The sequence below is a fragment of the Pseudophaeobacter profundi genome, assembly GCF_029697505.1.
GTDB classification, from domain to species: Bacteria; Pseudomonadota; Alphaproteobacteria; order Rhodobacterales; family Rhodobacteraceae; genus Pseudophaeobacter; species Pseudophaeobacter profundi.
On the sequence record NZ_JARJEF010000003.1, the window covers coordinates 136328 to 151797 of the forward strand.

Genomic DNA, 15470 nt, shown 5'->3' on the forward strand with positions numbered 1-15470 from the left:
CTTTTGCTACACGGGCGCAGCTGTACACTACCGATTATACGCGCATCGGCATAACAACATAGACGGCGCTTTCGTCGCTGCCTTCGCGCATCAGGGTCGGATCCCCGGAAGAGTTGAACATGAAGACCGCATTTTCGCGATCAACCTGATTGGCGATTTCCAGCAGGTATTTGGCGTTAAAGCCAATTTCCAGACGTTCGTCATTATAGGCCACCGCCAGCTCTTCCTCGGCGGCACCGCTATCAGGCGCATTGACAGAAAGCACAAGCCGGTCTTCGTCCAGCTGCAGTTTCACGGCGCGCGACCGCTCAGAGGACACGGTGGCAACCCGATCCACAGCGCGGGCAAATTCAGCCGCGTCCACCTCCAGGCGGCGGGTATTGCCGACTGGAATCACGCGGGTGTAATCGGGGAAAGTGCCATCAATGACCTTGGAGGTCAGGGTCAGGTTGGGCGTGGCAAAGCGCACCTTGGTTTCTGACACCGAGACGGCGATATCCATGTCATCGTCATCCAGCAGCTTGCGCAGCTCCCCGACGGTTTTACGCGGCACGATCACGCCGGGCATGTCCTCGGCGCCCATCGGCAGGGCAGCATCAATTCGCGCCAGACGGTGGCCATCGGTGGCGACACAGCGCAAGACCTTGCCACCCTCAGCAGCATCCGAAACATGCATATAGACCCCATTGAGGTAATAGCGGGTTTCCTCGGTCGAGATAGCAAATTTCGATTTATCAAAGAGACGGCGCAGCATGGCCGCATTGGCGGTAAAGTTCGAATGATATTCCGAACTGGCCATCACAGGGAAATCTTCGCGCGGCAGGGTTGCCAGCGAAAAGTTGGAACGCCCGGCTTCGACGGTCAGTCGGCCAGTTGCCGCATCCGCCGTCAGCGTCACCAGGGCACCATCGGGCAGCTTGCGCACGATTTCATGCAGGGTGGTGGCGGCCACGGTGGTGGCACCTGCCCGTTCGACCTGCGCCGGTGCCTTGTCGACCACCTCGATATCAAGGTCGGTGGCGCGGAACTGCGCAACATCGCCCTCGGCTTCGATCAGAACATTGGCCAGGATCGGAATGGTATTGCGCCGCTCAACCACCGACTGGGCCTGTGCAACGGCCTTCAGGAGTGTGCCACGTTCAATGCTGATCTTCATGTCGCTTTCCTTTTCGTCGCGCCGCTGCGCTGTCGCCCAGGCATGTCAATGCAATGTCCGGGATAGGCAAAGTAGCGGTTTACCCCTCATGCACAAGGCTTTTATGAAGTTTTCCAAGGGAAAATCAACAGCGTCAAGGGGGCAAGCCCAAGTGCCGCCCCAAGTGCTGCAATAAAAACGGCCCCGGAAAACCGGAGCCGTGTATTTTTGCAGGTTTGCACCCACAGGCTTTAGGATTCGAGCGACCGGCGCAGCATTTCCACGTCTTCCGCGATCTGACCATCGGTGGACTTCAACTCTTCGATGCGGCGCACCCCGTGCATCACCGTGGTATGATCACGACCACCAAAGCGGCGACCAATTTCCGGCAGGCTGCGGCTGGTCAGTTTCTTGCACAGATACATCGCCACCTGACGCGGCCGCGCATAGGAGCGCAGGCGCTTGGGACCAATGATATCAGACATCCGAATATTGTAATATTCCGAAACCTTGCGCTGAATTTCCTCAACCGTGATCTTGCGCTCTGAGGCGCGCAGAACATCGGCCAGACAGTCCTGGGTCAGATCCATGTCGATCTCGCGTCCGACCAGGGAGGCAAAGGCAAACAGCCGGGTCAATGCGCCCTCGAGCACCCGCACATTGGTAGAAATCCGATGCGCCAGGAACTCCAGCACGCCATCGGCGATCTGCAGGTCGGGATAGGTCTTTTGCTGCAGCTGAACCTTGGTCTGCAGAATGCCCAGACGCAGTTCATAGTCGGTGGGATGCAGATCCACCACCAGGCCACATTGCAGGCGCGATTTCACCCGATCTTCCAGATCCTTGATTTCACCCGGTGCCCGGTCGGCAGAGATGATGATCTGCTTATTCTGGTCCACCAAAGCGTTGAATGTATGGAAAAACTCTTCCTGGGTGGAATCCTTTCCGGCGATGAATTGCACATCATCCACCATCAAAACATCAACCGAGCGGAACAGATGTTTGAAATCCATCATCTTGCGCTCGCGCAGGGCCTGCACAAAACGATACATGAACTGTTCCGCCGACAGATACAGCACGTTCAAACCGGGGTTCTGGGCCGATATTTCCCAGGCGATCGCATGCATCAGGTGGGTTTTACCCAGGCCAACGCCGCCATAAAGCACCAGCGGATTAAAGGTCACCGGACCGCCCTCGGCCACGCGGCGCGCGGCGGCATGGGCCAGCTCGTTTGGCTTGCCGACAACAAAGTTGTCAAAGGTAAAGCGCGGATCCAACGGTGCGGCCTGCAGGGTCTCCATCGGGGCCGCTGCTGTGGCCTTGCTCGACAGCGACGCGCCTGAAGTGACCGATCGTGCCGGGGCTTCATCCTGATTCTGCTGGGGCTGGCTGCCGCCTGCCTGCATTTCAGCGAAGGGTTCGCTGGGCTGTTCAACCTGGCGCACCGGACGCGCAGGCGAATTGGCGGCGACCCGAAAGGCCAGACGCTGCACCGACACACCCGAAAGGCTGAATTCATGCAAGATCAGGTCTGCAAAATTCTGGCTGACATAGTTGCCCATGAAATTGGTCGGTACGTGAAACACCGCGACGCCATCATCGACCGAATTGAACTCCAGCGGTTCAATCCAGGTGGTAAAGTTGTTCTGCCCAACCGTCTTTAATAGACGTGTCCTGAGCTGTCCCCATTTTTCTTCCGTCATCCTGCGCCTCATGCATCCCCGAACAAGCAGCCGTCCGCTTCATCTTCGCCTAATATTTTGTCACGCTCCGAACCGGAGCCACGTCTCACCCACATATACACACACAAACTGCGTTTACGGTCAGGCACCCTGACCGCATTCCCTTACGGGGCAATCGATTATCCAACAAAGATCGCCAAACCTTGGCGCGCTTCAGAAGTGAAAACCGTTCTGCACACAAATGAGACAAGGCAGCTGACTAAAACTCAAATACAGCGGCATCGTGATCCCCCGAAAACCCTATTGGCCATCGGTGAACCCCATGCCGTTTGTAACCCTGATGCCCGTCAAGGTCACCGCGAGCAGCCTGTCCCCCAGCGAGTGAATCGCTGTACATGTGGTAGCAATTTGCGAGGGGGAGCGGCAACGAAACTCTGCGGTTGACTCATGCTTTGCCAAGAAAGAATCTCTCGCGGTTGCAGCAGTGCTTAGACAGATAAGGACAAATAAAAAAGACGCCGCAAAAATGCGACGCCTTCATTTTTTTCAAATTCTTGCTTGCGCGAAATTCCCGTCAGGGAATCATGCCAGCGCTTTGACCCGTGCGGTCAGACGCGACACTTTGCGCGATGCGGTGTTCTTGTGATAGACGCCTTTGGTGACGCCGCGCATCAGTTCAGGAGCGGCAAGACGCAGAGCAGCAGCGGCTTCGTCTTTGTTGCCAGCTTCGATGGCTTCTTCAACTTTACGCAGGAAAGTGCGGATGCGCGAACGGCGGGCCTTGTTGACTGCAAAACGCTTTTCGTTCTGACGCGCGCGCTTTTTAGCCTGAGGTGTATTTGCCATGTCTGATGACCTTCTCTTTGGGTTCGTATTTCAATGTCGGCGCAAGCCAGCCAAACCCGGATCGGATCATCGGAGTGATTCTAGCCAAGCGGGCTGCACGCGCATGTATGGGAGCGGTCCTTAAAGACATGTGGTGCAAGATGCAAGTCAATTACCAAAACCCGGTCTTTACAGGGCCACGCCCGCAGGCAATCCAGTAATGAGGCACTGTCTAGGCACCAAAAACAAAGGGGGGCCAACCCAATGGCTGCCCCCCCCTAGCTGATGATCTATTGCAAAAGTTACTTGTCGCGGAACTGGGCTTCGCGCTTTTCCAGGAACGCGGCCATGCCTTCTTTCTGGTCTTCTGTTGCAAACATCGAATGAAACACCCGGCGTTCGAACAGCATACCTTCGCTCAGCGAAAGCTCATAGCTGCGGTTCACGGTTTCCTTGACGGCCTTGGCAGTCATCTGGGATTTTTCAGCGATCTTCTGCGCCGCGCCCATGGCCTCTTCAATAAGCTTTTTCGGCGGCACCACCCGCGACACCAGACCGGCACGCTCGGCTTCTTCGGCCCCCATGAAACGGCCCGTCAGGTTCATATCCATGGATTTCGATTTACCAACAAACCGGGTCAGACGCTGCGTGCCGCCAATACCGGCCACAACGCCCAGGTTGATTTCGGGCTGACCAAACTTGGCAGTTTCCGACGCGATGATGAAATCGCACAACATCGCCAGCTCACAACCGCCGCCCAGGGCATATCCCGCCACAGCTGCGATGATCGGCTTGCGAATGGCGCCAATGCGATCATTCACCTGGGCAAAAAGATTGCTGGAATACACCTGAGCAAAGTTCAGCTCTGCCATCTCTTTGATGTCCGCGCCGGCCGCAAAGGCCTTTTCCGAACCGGTCAGGACGATGCAGCGCACCTTGTCGCTGTCATCTGCTTCTTCCAGCGCAGCGCAAAGCTCACTCACAAGCGCAGCATTGAGCGCGTTCAACGCCTCGGGGCGATGCAGTTTGATAAGGCAAACGTGGTCCTGCACATCGACGTTGATCGTCTCATAGGCCATAATTGATGCTTTCGTTGTTCCGTTCAGAAACGAGTCATTACCACGAGAGATATCGCGTTCAAGCTATCTTTGACACTTGCCACAATAGAAGGTGGATCGCCCGGATTGGGTGATTCTCTCAATCTCCCCCCCACATCCCACCCTACGACAGGGGGCTGCTTCGCGACCATAGACATCAAAGCTATGTTGAAAATATCCAAGTTCTCCACTGGCTTGGCGGAAATCCTTTAGGGAAGATCCCCCGGCTTTGATCGCATCTTCCAGCACCTGCCGGATGATCGGAACCAGGCCGGCAACCCGCTCTGGTGCGATCTGGGCTGCCTTTTGTATGGGCGAAATCTGTGCACGAAAAAGAGCCTCACACACATAAATATTGCCCAGGCCCGCGATGATTCCCTGATCCAGCAGCGCCGATTTCACCGGTGTGTTCTTCGCCGCGAAGGCCGCAATCAGGTAATCTTCGTGGAAATCATTGCCCAGAGGTTCCGGCCCCAGCACCTTCAAAAGCTTATGTTCAGCCAACCCGCCCGTGTCGATCAGATCCATGGCACCAAATCGGCGCGGATCATTAAACGTAATCCGGGCACCGTTCTCCATGTCAAAGATCACATGATCATGTTTTTCCGCCTGTGGATGATCATGCGCAAACTGGCCCAGGGGATCGCCCGAAACCGTCATCCGCCCCGACATGCCCAGATGCACCAGCAGGGTTTCGCCACGATCCAGCTCTGCCAGGATATATTTTGACCGCCGCCGCAGGGCCACGACCCGCGCGCCCGTTAGCCGCTCTGCCATGCGCTCGGGGAAGGGCCAGCGCAGATCCGGGCGGTTCACATGTGCCTGCGCAATCACTGCATCCTGCATAGAAGGCAGCAAACCCCGCATCACGGTCTCGACCTCGGGCAATTCAGGCATTACATCGCTCCCTAAACCTGTATGACATAAGGGCCGCATTGTGCCTGCCCTTCAAGGCCCTATAACTGGGGCGATCCTAATAAAACGGCAAGCCACATGAGCGATAGATCAGACAGCACCACCCATTTTGGCTTTGAAACCGTCCCAGAGCATGAAAAAGCAGGCCGGGTGCAGGGTGTGTTCAATTCCGTGGCCTCAAAATACGACATCATGAATGACGTGATGAGCATGGGAATCCACCGCATCTGGAAAGACGCCATGATGGATTGGCTGGCGCCGCGCCCAGGTCAGCGTCTGCTTGATGTGGCGGGTGGCACTGGTGATATCTCCTTTCGTTTCCTGAAACGCGCAGGTCATGGCCATTCTACCGTTCTGGACCTCACCGCACCAATGCTGATCGAGGGGCGCAAACGCGCCGAAGCCGAACAAATGGCCGACAGCCTTGACTGGGTCACCGGCGACGCCATGGCGCTGCCCTTCAAGGATAATACATTTGACGTCTACACCATCTCCTTTGGCATCCGGAACGTCACCCGCCCGCAAGAGGCCCTGAACGAAGCCTTTCGTGTACTGAAGCCCGGCGGTCGCCTGATGGTGCTGGAATTCAGCCAGCTGCCCAATGATGGCATGCAAAAGCTCTATGATCTTTACAGTTTCAACGTCATCCCCCGCATGGGCAAGCTGATCGCTGGTGACTACGACAGCTACCAGTATCTGGTGGAATCAATTCGCAACTTCCCCGATCAGGATACCTTTCTGGAGATGGTGAAAACCGCAGGCTTTGCCAACGCAAAATACCGCAACCTGTCGCTGGGCATTGCCGCGCTGCACTCCGGCTGGAAAATCTAGAGAATGCGCGGCCCACACAACATTATCCGCCTGATCCGCACCGGTGCCACCTTCGAGCGCACCGGTGCAATGAATCTGGTACTTGACGCCTTTGAGGCCCCCAAACCGCTGCGCATCCTGGCGCGCACCCTGGGCTGGCCCTTCAAATGGCTCGGCTACAAGGGCGATCCCTCAATGCCGCCCGCCACCCGTGCGCTCACCGCGCTGGGGCCCGCCTATATCAAATTCGGCCAGGTGCTCTCGACCCGCCCCGACGTGGTTGGCGACGATCTGGCACAACAGCTGCGCGTGCTGCAGGATCAACTGCCCCCCTTTTCCCGCGCTGCCGCCATGGCCGAGGTAGAGAGCGCACTGGGCCGCCCCCTGGCCGAGATCTTCTCGGAATTCAGCGAACCCATCGCCGCAGCTTCGATCGCCCAGGTCCATCGCGCCCGCCTGACAGAGACCGGCGAAAATGTCGCGGTCAAGGTGTTGCGCCCCGGCATCGAACGTGCCTTCAACAGGGATGTCGACGCCTTTTACTTTGCCGCCCGCATCGTCGATCTCTTTGCCCCCGGCGCACGCCGCCTGCGCCCGATGGATGTGATCGAACATTTTGCCGGCGTCGTACAGGGAGAGCTAGACCTACGCCTCGAAAGCGCCGCCGCCTCGGAATTTGCCGCCAATACCGCCGAGGACGAAGGCTTTCAATTGCCGCGCATCCGCTGGGAAGCCTCGGCGCGCCGGGTGATGACGCTGGACTGGGCCGATGGCACCGCACTTGGCGACAATGCCGCCCTGGATGCAGCCGACCATGATCGCCAGGCCCTGGCCAAACGGGTGCTCACCCTGTTCCTGCAACACGCGCTGCGTGATGGCTTCTTCCATGCTGATATGCATCAGGGCAACCTCAAGGTCGCCGCCAACGGCAATATCATCGCCTATGATTTTGGCATCATGGGGCATATCGACGAATACACCCGCCGGGTCTACGCCGAGATCCTCTTTGGCTTTATCAAACGCGATTACCAACGCGTCGCCGAGGTCCATTTCGAAGCAGGCTATGTCCCGGCAAACCGCGATGTGGATGAATTCGCCCGCGCCATCCGCGCGGTCGGGGAACCCATCTTTGGCATGGACGCCAGCCATATCTCCATGGGCAGCCTGCTGAATTACCTGTTCGAGGTCACCGAACGCTTTGGCATGGAAACACGCACTGAACTCATCCTGCTCCAGCGCACCATGGTGGTGGTAGAAGGCGTCGCCCGCTCTCTCGACCCCAAGATCAACATCTGGGAAGTCGCGCAACCGGTGGTCGAAGACTACATCAAAAAGAGCATCGGCCCGCGCGCCATGGCCTCTGACCTGATGAAAACCGCCAGGGTCATGGCCCGGTTTGGCCCCCGCCTGCCTGCCCTGATGGAACAGGCCCTCATTGCCCAATCCCAGGAACCCGGCGGCGATAAAAAGAACCGCACCTGGCACACTCCTGCCGCAGTTGGCGCGACCGCTGGGATCCTGCTCACCCTCCTCGTCAACCAGCTAATAAGCTGAACAAGAAAGGGCGCCGCAATCGCCGCGCCCCCTTCATCTTACCCAAAATACCTTGGGGTGAATGGCCCAAAGGGCCAGAGGGGCAAGGCCCCCCTACCACCTCTCATTTTCAAAGACGCTCGATCGCCAGGGCAATCCCCTGACCGCCACCAATACACATGGTGATCAAAGCCTTCGACCCACCAGTGCGCTCCAGTTCATATAGCGCTTTCAAGGTGATGATTGCGCCAGTGGCGCCAACAGGATGGCCCAACGCAATGGCGCCGCCATTGGGGTTCACCTTTGCCGGATCCAGCCCCAGCTCCTTGTTCACCGCCAGCGCCTGCGAGGCAAAGGCCTCGTTGCTCTCGACAACATCGAAATCGCCCGCCTTCAGGCCGGTCTTGGCCAGCAGATTCTGCACCGCCGGAACCGGGCCAATGCCCATAACCTCTGGGCGCACCCCGGCATGGGCATAGCCCAGAATCCGTGCCTTGGGTTTCAGACCGGCCTTTTCGGCCGCCTCAGCCCGTGCCAACACCAGCGCCGCGGCGCCATCGTTGATGCCGCTGGCATTGCCGGCCGTGACGCGTCCGTCTTTTTGGAACACCGCCCGTAGCCCCGCCAGCGCCTCAAGCGAGGTTGCCTTGGGGTGCTCGTCCACCTCAAAGGGCACCATGTCGCGCTTGACCTTGACCTCGATCGGCGTGATCTGGCTGTTGAAATGGCCCGCAGCGATTGCGGCCGCCGCGCGGGTCTGGCTGGCGAGGGCAAATTCATCCATCTGTTCGCGGGTGATGTCATGCTCATCTGCAACGTTTTCTGCCGTCACCCCCATGTGGCCGGTGCCAAAGGGACAGTTCAGCGCGCCCAGCATCATATCAAGCGATTTGACATCACCCATCTTGGCGCCCCAGCGCTGCTGCTGCATGATAAAGGGGCTGCGCGACATGTTTTCCGCCCCCCCGGCCAAGGCGAATTCCGCATCCTTCAGCATCAGCGATTGAATGCCGGAAACCAGCGCCTGCGCGCCCGATCCACACAGACGATTCACATTCATCGCCGGGGTGCCATGGGGCACGCCGGCCTGCATCGCGGCAACGCGACTCAGATACATATCGCGTGGTTCGGTATTGATCACATGACCAAAGACCACATGGCCAATCTGCGCGGGGTCGACGCCAGAGCGCTGCATCGCTGTTTTGGATACAGCCGCAGCCAGATCAATAGGGGCCGTATTGGCCAGCGCCCCGCCAAAGGTGCCAATTGCGGTGCGGGCACCATCCAGGATGACAATATCAGTCATGGTTTTTTTCTCCTCAAAGGTCTGTTGCGCCCATTATGCAGCCGCAGCATCGCCCTGTCTGCCCCCTTGATCTGTGAACGTCCCGTCATTGACAAAAGAGCGCAGACCCCGCAGGACATCTGTTATGACGGAACATACAGACGATATCCTGACCCTGCTGCCTGCCCGCCTGAAAGAGGCCCGCCGCGCCAAGGGGCTTTCGCTTGAGGCGGTGGCCAATCTCTCCGGCGTCAGCCGCTCGATGGTCAGCCAGATCGAACGTGGCGAAAGCAGCCCAACCATTGCCACACTGTGGAATCTGACCCGCGCCCTGCAGGTGGATTTTGCCGGCCTATTGGAAGCCGGCGACATGCAAGACCGGATCGAGGTGCTGCGCGCTGTCGATGTTCCGAAGATCGAAAACATCGGGGAAGGCTGCCGCATTCGCATCCTGTCCCCCCCGGAAGAGGCCGGCGGGCATGAGGTCTATGACATCCGCTTTGACAAGGGTGGCGCCCTCAACAGTGCCCCACACACCCGTGGCGCACTAGAACAGCTGACCGTGCTGGAAGGTGAAATCACAGTGACCTCTGGCAGCGCGTCAGACCATTTGCACGCAGGCGATACCGCCCGTTACGCAGGCGATGTGCCCCATGCAATCACCGCCCCTGATGGGCCCGCGCGGGTATTTCTGATTGTGAAAGATGCCTGATTTCAAATCCTGACAGGACGGTTTTCTAATCGTCCCGTGAGACATCGGCGGCCGGGTGATTTGAAACCCACCCGCCAGATCCTTTGCAATATAGCGCAGCAACTCCACCTTGGTGCGGACTGTCAGGCCCTGTATTGCAATGCGCCCGCGCCATGGTGGGGGCGGTTCTCTCCATGAAAAATCCATCTTCACGGATTTTTTTCCGAGATAGTGAAATCTTCTATTTGGGAATCAAATCCGTTATGGTAGATGCAATTCCATGGATAAGGAGTTTCCCGCTATGAGCACTGCATTTCTGAACGATATCTCTGAAACGCTGGCCCAGATTGAGGCCGACGGCCTGTACAAGCGGGAACGAATGATCACCTCCCCACAGGGGGGCGAAATCACGGTGGGTGACCGTCAGGTGATCAACCTCTGTGCCAACAACTACCTGGGGCTGGCCGATCACCCCGATCTGATTGCCGCCGCGCGTGGGGTGATGGATGACAAGGGCTTTGGCATGGCCTCGGTCCGCTTTATCTGCGGCACCCAGGATATCCACCGTGAGCTGGAGCAACGCCTGGCAAAATTCCTGAACAAGGATGACGCCATTCTGTTTGCCGCCTGCTTTGATGCCAACGGTGGCTTGTTCGAACCGCTCTTGGGGCCAGAAGATGCAATTATCTCTGACAGTCTAAACCATGCGTCGATCATCGACGGGGTGCGCCTGTGCAAGGCGAAACGCTATCGCTACCTCAACAGCGACATGAACGACCTGGAGGCCTGGCTGAAACAGGCCCGCGCAGATGGCGCGCGTCATATCATGATTGCAACCGACGGGGTATTCTCGATGGATGGCTATCTGGCCAAGCTGCCGGAAATCCGCGCCCTGGCGGATAAATATGACGCCGTGGTGATGGTGGATGACTGCCACGCCACCGGGTTCATGGGGCCAAATGGCGCTGGCACGCCGGATCATGCGGGGGTGGATGTGGATATCCTCACCGGGACATTGGGCAAAGCACTTGGGGGGGCCATTGGCGGTTATATCGCCGGGCCGCAGCCAGTGATCGACCTGCTGCGGCAGCGGGCGCGGCCCTATTTGTTCTCCAATTCGCTGCCGCCCTCTATCGTTGCTGCCGGGATCGAGGCCATTCGCCTTGTCGAGGAAGGCGCAGATCTGCGCACACAGCTATTTGAAAACACAAAGTTCTGGCGCGCAGGTCTGACCGATCTGGGGTTTGATCTGCTGCCGGGCGAACACCCCATTGTGCCGGTGATGTTGGGCGAGGCGCAACTGGCGCAGGACATGGCCGCGCGCCTGTTTGATGAAGGCGTCTTTGTCTCGGGCTTTTTCTTTCCGGTGGTGCCACGCGGGCAGGCCCGCATCCGTACACAGATGAGTGCCGCCCTAACACGCCCGGAACTGGAGCGTGCCCTCGCTGCCTTTGGCAAGGTAGGTCGCGCATTAGGGGTGATCTCATGACAGTTTGGGCCAAGCCGAACACCATGATCGCGCTAGAAAAATCCCGGCCCGAAGAAGGCCTGTGGAAGGTGCAGGCACCGGTGCCGGAAATCGGCCCCGATGAGGTGCTGATCAAGGTGAACAAAACCGGTATCTGCGGCACCGATGTCCATATCTGGAACTGGGATGCCTGGGCGCAGAAAACCGTGCCCGTACCACTGATCACCGGCCATGAATTTGCCGGCGAAATCGTCGAACTTGGCCGCAATGTCACCGATCTGGAGATTGGCCAGCGCTGCAGCGGCGAGGGGCATCTGATTGGCAAACACTCCCGCCAGAGCCGGGCCGGCAAGTTCCATCTGGACCCCGAAACCCGTGGCATCGGCGTCAACGAACAGGGAGCCTTTGCCCAGTATCTGGCCCTGCCGGCCTTTAACGTGGTGCCGCTGCCGGATGACATCCCGGATGACATCGGTGCCATTCTCGACCCGCTTGGCAATGCAGTGCATACCGCGCTCAGCTTTGATCTGGTGGGCGAGGACGTATTGATCACCGGCGCAGGCCCGATCGGTATCATGGCGGCAGCCGTGGCGCGCCACGCTGGTGCCCGCCATGTGGCCATCACCGATGTAAACCCCGGTCGACTGGCGCTGGCTGCCAAGGTCGCAAATGTGCGGCCCGTGAATGTCGCGACGGAAGACCTGAACGATGTAATTGCCGAACTTGGCATGCGCCAGGGTTTTGACGTCGGGCTGGAAATGTCTGGCAACCAGGCCGCGCTGGATCAGATGATCGAAGCCCTGGTGATGGGGGGCCGTATCGCGCTCTTGGGGATTCCGCCGGGCAAATCCCCCGTCGACTGGAGCCGGATTGTCTTTAAGGCGATCACCCTGAAAGGGGTCTATGGCCGTGAAATTTTTGAAACCTGGTACAAGATGATTGCCATGTTGCAAAACGGGCTGGATGTCAGCGCGGTCATCACCCATCGGTTTGGGGTTGAAGACTTTGCCAAGGGGTTTGCCGCGATGAAATCAGGCAACAGCGGCAAGGTGGTGCTGGACTGGTGCTAAACCGAAACGAGAGCATGTTGCGCAAAAGCGAGCACCGGTTTTGCGCAACGAATACATGCAAGATCAACCAAAGCGCGCCAACTACATGCAAAGACGCGAACGCGACAGGGGCAACACAATCAGTAGTGATCAGCGACCGTACAATAAATCAAAGCCTTGCAGCCATATCGCCACTTGTTACCACGGCAGCACAGGACCTCTGTAACTTCTTAACCGTTCAGGCTGCCACCAGGTCGCCGATCACTGGTTCAACCTAACCGGGTTTTCGTTATCAAAAAGTTCACATGCAGCACATTCCGGGGCTTTGCCTCGTTACTCTGCCAGCAACGGCCTGCGCCCCGCCTCCTCCAGCACCCAGGACTTGCGGCCTTCAAAAACCGCCGCTGTCAGCTGACGACCAAATCCGGCACCTGAATCCAGATTAACCCGATTGCCGTGATGTTCGGGGGCGGCCACCTGGGTGTGGCCATGCACTACAAGCCAGGGGTGCGCCCCCTGATATTCCAGAAATTCCTGCCGGATCCAGATCTTGTCATTCTGGATCTGTTCTTGCAGCGCCACGCCGGGGCGAATGCCGGCATGAACGCACAATAGTTCACCCTCTTGGTGGTAATCTGGCAGTGCCGCCAGAAAGGCGCGGTGGTGATCCGGAACAGCCTGCCGCGCCTCGGCATGCACCTCATGGATCCGGCGGCGTTCGCCGACCTCAACCCCATAAGACCCTAGCGTCTCTTCCCCGCCGATGCGCGCATGCAGCCAGTCGTAGCCGACCAACAAACGGTCATCAGTGCGCGGGTAGTCCTCGAGGAACATTGAAAACATCCGGTCATGATTGCCCAGCAGGCAGACCCAGTTGCGTCCAGCGGCCATGCCCTGCGCCAGAATATCAATCACGCCATGCGAATCTGGCCCGCGATCAACATAATCCCCCAGAAACACCACCCGTGCGTCCGGCCCGCCGTCTGCCACGATCCGCGCCAGGGCGGTCTCCAGCATATCGCGTTGGCCGTGGATATCACCAATTGCGTAGATCGGTTGGGTCATGGGGCATCTCCTTGGCTCAGTTGCGCAATTGATGACCCAAGCCGCCGCACATCACAAGGGCAGAGGTCAGGCAAAGCCATAGGAGTCCCCACAGAGGCGCGCTTGCCTCGCCGCGATGCAGATCCTAGGCTTGCAACCATTGGTTAAGGGGATTTCATGCGCAACATTCGGACATGGGCGGATATTGAGGCGGCGCGCGCGGCTGGAGAGCTGACCTCGGCTGAGGAGAAGTTGATTGATGGCTGCCTGACTGGCACGGGCTGCGTGTTAAGTGACGGCACTCGGCCCACAGCCCCCAGCGATGCCCGTACGATCCACGCCGACCTGCTGCGCTACCTGATCACCGGCGGCGGTGACGGCTGCGTGGTGCATGATCTGGGCGTGCAGCTGGCGGGGGCCTATGTGCCGGAGGTGCTGGACCTTGATTATGCCCGCGCAAAAGGCACCACTAATTTAGACCACTGCTATTTTGAACAAAATATCTATGCGCAGTACTGCCACTTCAACACGCTGAGCCTGCAAGGCAGCGCCCTGCAACAGGGATTAACCGCCCAGGGTGCTGTGATTGTTGGCAATGTCTTTCTACGCGAGGGATTCTCGGCCAAAGGCCGCGTTGCCTTCAACAGCGCAAAAATCGGCGGGCAGCTCAACTGCACGGGAGGGCAGATAGAGGTGACCGAGGGCGACGCCCTCAACGCACAAGGTGCGCAGGTCACGGGCAATGTCTTTCTCATCGAAGGATTCTTGGCCAAGGGCCGCGTGGACTTTGCCGGCGCAAAAATCACTGGACAGCTTGCCTGTGTGGGAGGACGGTTTCATACCGAAAAGGGTGCAGCCCTTCGGCTACAAGACACACAGGCTGCGTATTTTTTCTGGAGTGATGTCACGGAAATTTCCGGTGGGCTCGACCTGACTGGCGCGCATTTTGACAGCTTAGTCGATGACCCTGAAAGCTGGGAGAGGGTCAACGACCTATCCCTTGTTGGCCTGACCTATACCCATATCACCAATCCCGGCGATACAGCAAAACGGCTAGAATGGCTGGGTAAGGGCGATACGGGCAATGGTGAATTCTCGCCGCAACCCTACACGCAACTGGCCAAGGTGCTGCGCGACATGGGGCATGACCGTGACGCGCGCGCAGTACTGGTGGAAGGCGAAGTTCGGCACCGGCGCAGTGAATGGCATGAGATAGAAAAACGGCGTGCAGAACGCTGGGCACTAAGACGATTCTTGAAATCCTCGAACCAGAAAAACAGGGATATCTATGTTGAGAGCGAAGCGAGTGATCAACGTAAACAGCTAGTTGATCGTTTCCAGCGCATTTGCCTTGATGCCGCCAAGGATCACCCCAATCGGCCATCGGACGCGCAGTTGGAACTGGCGCGGGCGGGATTGCGGCTGGATTTGCAGTGGTTCAATGCCAAGGACAAGCTACGCATTTGGTGGTTAAAGGCCAAAAGTTATGGGCTGAACAAACTGGTTGGCTATGGCTACAAGCCTTTCAATAGCCTTTGGGCTTTGGTTGTCTTGGTACTGCTCGCTGCTGGCCTGTCACACATGGCCTGGCAGCGCGGGGATTTTGCGCCGAATTCCGATGTCATTTTATCCACCACAGAGTGGCAAACTCTGGCAGAGGATGAAACGGTTTCAAATCCGGCCCGTAAGTGGTCTGACAAACACGGCAAGGGGCGGGATTATGAGACATTCTATCCGCTCGCCTATGGATTTGACGTAGTAGTTCCCATCGTCAACATCGGGCAAGAGGCCGCCTGGGCGCCCTCAACCACGCGGGGGCCTTGGGGTTGGACCCTGTGGTGGATGCGCTGGCTTTTCACCGTGTTTGGCTGGATCGTCACCGCCCTGGGCGCGGCGGCGATTGCTGGGGTTATTCGGCGGGAATAACAACAGACAT

13 protein-coding genes are annotated in these 15470 nt (G+C 58.2%); 6 read left to right on the plus strand and 7 right to left on the minus strand.

The window, feature by feature from the left end; genetic code table 11:
* Positions 1–34: 34 nt before the first annotated feature.
* The 5 genes from dnaN to mutM all read right to left on the minus strand — a co-directional run bounded on the left by dnaN (position 35) and on the right by mutM (position 5636).
* Positions 35–1156 carry a DNA polymerase III subunit beta gene (gene dnaN / locus P2081_RS06575; protein ID WP_278922078.1) on the minus strand — a complete coding sequence of 374 codons (1122 nt, stop codon included), beginning with the start codon at positions 1154–1156 and terminating at the stop codon, positions 35–37.
* A gap of 230 nt (positions 1157–1386) precedes the next feature.
* Positions 1387–2838 (minus strand): chromosomal replication initiator protein DnaA, encoded by a 1452-nt coding sequence (gene dnaA, locus P2081_RS06580; protein WP_278922079.1) that lies wholly within the window; start codon positions 2836–2838, stop codon positions 1387–1389.
* 561 nt (positions 2839–3399) lie between these two features.
* Complete coding sequence (gene rpsT, locus P2081_RS06585; protein WP_232401537.1) at positions 3400–3663, minus strand: 30S ribosomal protein S20; 264 nt, start codon at positions 3661–3663, stop codon at positions 3400–3402.
* Positions 3664–3944: 281 nt separating this feature from the next.
* Positions 3945–4721: an acryloyl-CoA hydratase gene (acuK, locus tag P2081_RS06590; protein ID WP_278922080.1), complete on the minus strand. Its 777-nt coding sequence runs from the start codon at positions 4719–4721 to the stop codon at positions 3945–3947.
* 63 nt (positions 4722–4784) lie between these two features.
* Positions 4785–5636, minus strand: a complete 852-nt coding sequence (gene mutM, locus P2081_RS06595; RefSeq protein WP_278922081.1) for a bifunctional DNA-formamidopyrimidine glycosylase/DNA-(apurinic or apyrimidinic site) lyase — start codon at positions 5634–5636, stop codon at positions 4785–4787.
* A 96-nt stretch (positions 5637–5732) separates the two neighbouring features.
* Here mutM and ubiE point away from each other — a divergent pair, with 96 nt between their 5' ends.
* Positions 5733–6485: a bifunctional demethylmenaquinone methyltransferase/2-methoxy-6-polyprenyl-1,4-benzoquinol methylase UbiE gene (ubiE, locus tag P2081_RS06600; RefSeq protein WP_278922082.1), complete on the plus strand. Its 753-nt coding sequence runs from the start codon at positions 5733–5735 to the stop codon at positions 6483–6485.
* A 3-nt stretch (positions 6486–6488) separates the two neighbouring features.
* Complete coding sequence (ubiB, locus tag P2081_RS06605) at positions 6489–8018, plus strand: 2-polyprenylphenol 6-hydroxylase (RefSeq protein ID WP_278922083.1); 1530 nt, start codon at positions 6489–6491, stop codon at positions 8016–8018.
* A gap of 109 nt (positions 8019–8127) precedes the next feature.
* Here ubiB and P2081_RS06610 read toward each other — a convergent pair whose 3' ends face one another.
* Positions 8128–9303 (minus strand): acetyl-CoA C-acyltransferase family protein, encoded by a 1176-nt coding sequence (locus P2081_RS06610; RefSeq protein WP_278922084.1) that lies wholly within the window; start codon positions 9301–9303, stop codon positions 8128–8130.
* A gap of 124 nt (positions 9304–9427) precedes the next feature.
* Between P2081_RS06610 and P2081_RS06615 the strand changes: the two genes are divergently transcribed.
* From P2081_RS06615 to tdh, 3 genes are all read left to right on the plus strand, one after another.
* A complete protein-coding gene (locus P2081_RS06615) occupies positions 9428–9994 on the plus strand; it encodes a helix-turn-helix domain-containing protein (RefSeq protein WP_278922085.1) in 567 nt (188 codons plus the stop codon).
* 280 nt (positions 9995–10274) lie between these two features.
* Positions 10275–11462 (plus strand): glycine C-acetyltransferase, encoded by a 1188-nt coding sequence (locus P2081_RS06620; protein WP_278922086.1) that lies wholly within the window; start codon positions 10275–10277, stop codon positions 11460–11462.
* Between the two features lie 23 nt (positions 11463–11485).
* Positions 11486–12511 (plus strand): L-threonine 3-dehydrogenase, encoded by a 1026-nt coding sequence (gene tdh / locus P2081_RS06625; RefSeq protein WP_278922345.1) that lies wholly within the window; start codon positions 11486–11488, stop codon positions 12509–12511.
* 312 nt (positions 12512–12823) lie between these two features.
* Here the strand turns inward: tdh and P2081_RS06630 are convergent, their stop codons facing one another.
* A complete protein-coding gene (locus P2081_RS06630) occupies positions 12824–13555 on the minus strand; it encodes a metallophosphoesterase family protein (protein WP_278922087.1) in 732 nt (243 codons plus the stop codon).
* 156 nt (positions 13556–13711) lie between these two features.
* On the opposite strand from P2081_RS06630, the gene P2081_RS06635 reads away from it, so the two are divergent.
* Positions 13712–15460, plus strand: coding sequence for a hypothetical protein (locus P2081_RS06635; RefSeq protein ID WP_278922088.1), 1749 nt, complete (start codon positions 13712–13714; stop codon positions 15458–15460).
* Positions 15461–15470 lie beyond the last annotated feature (10 nt).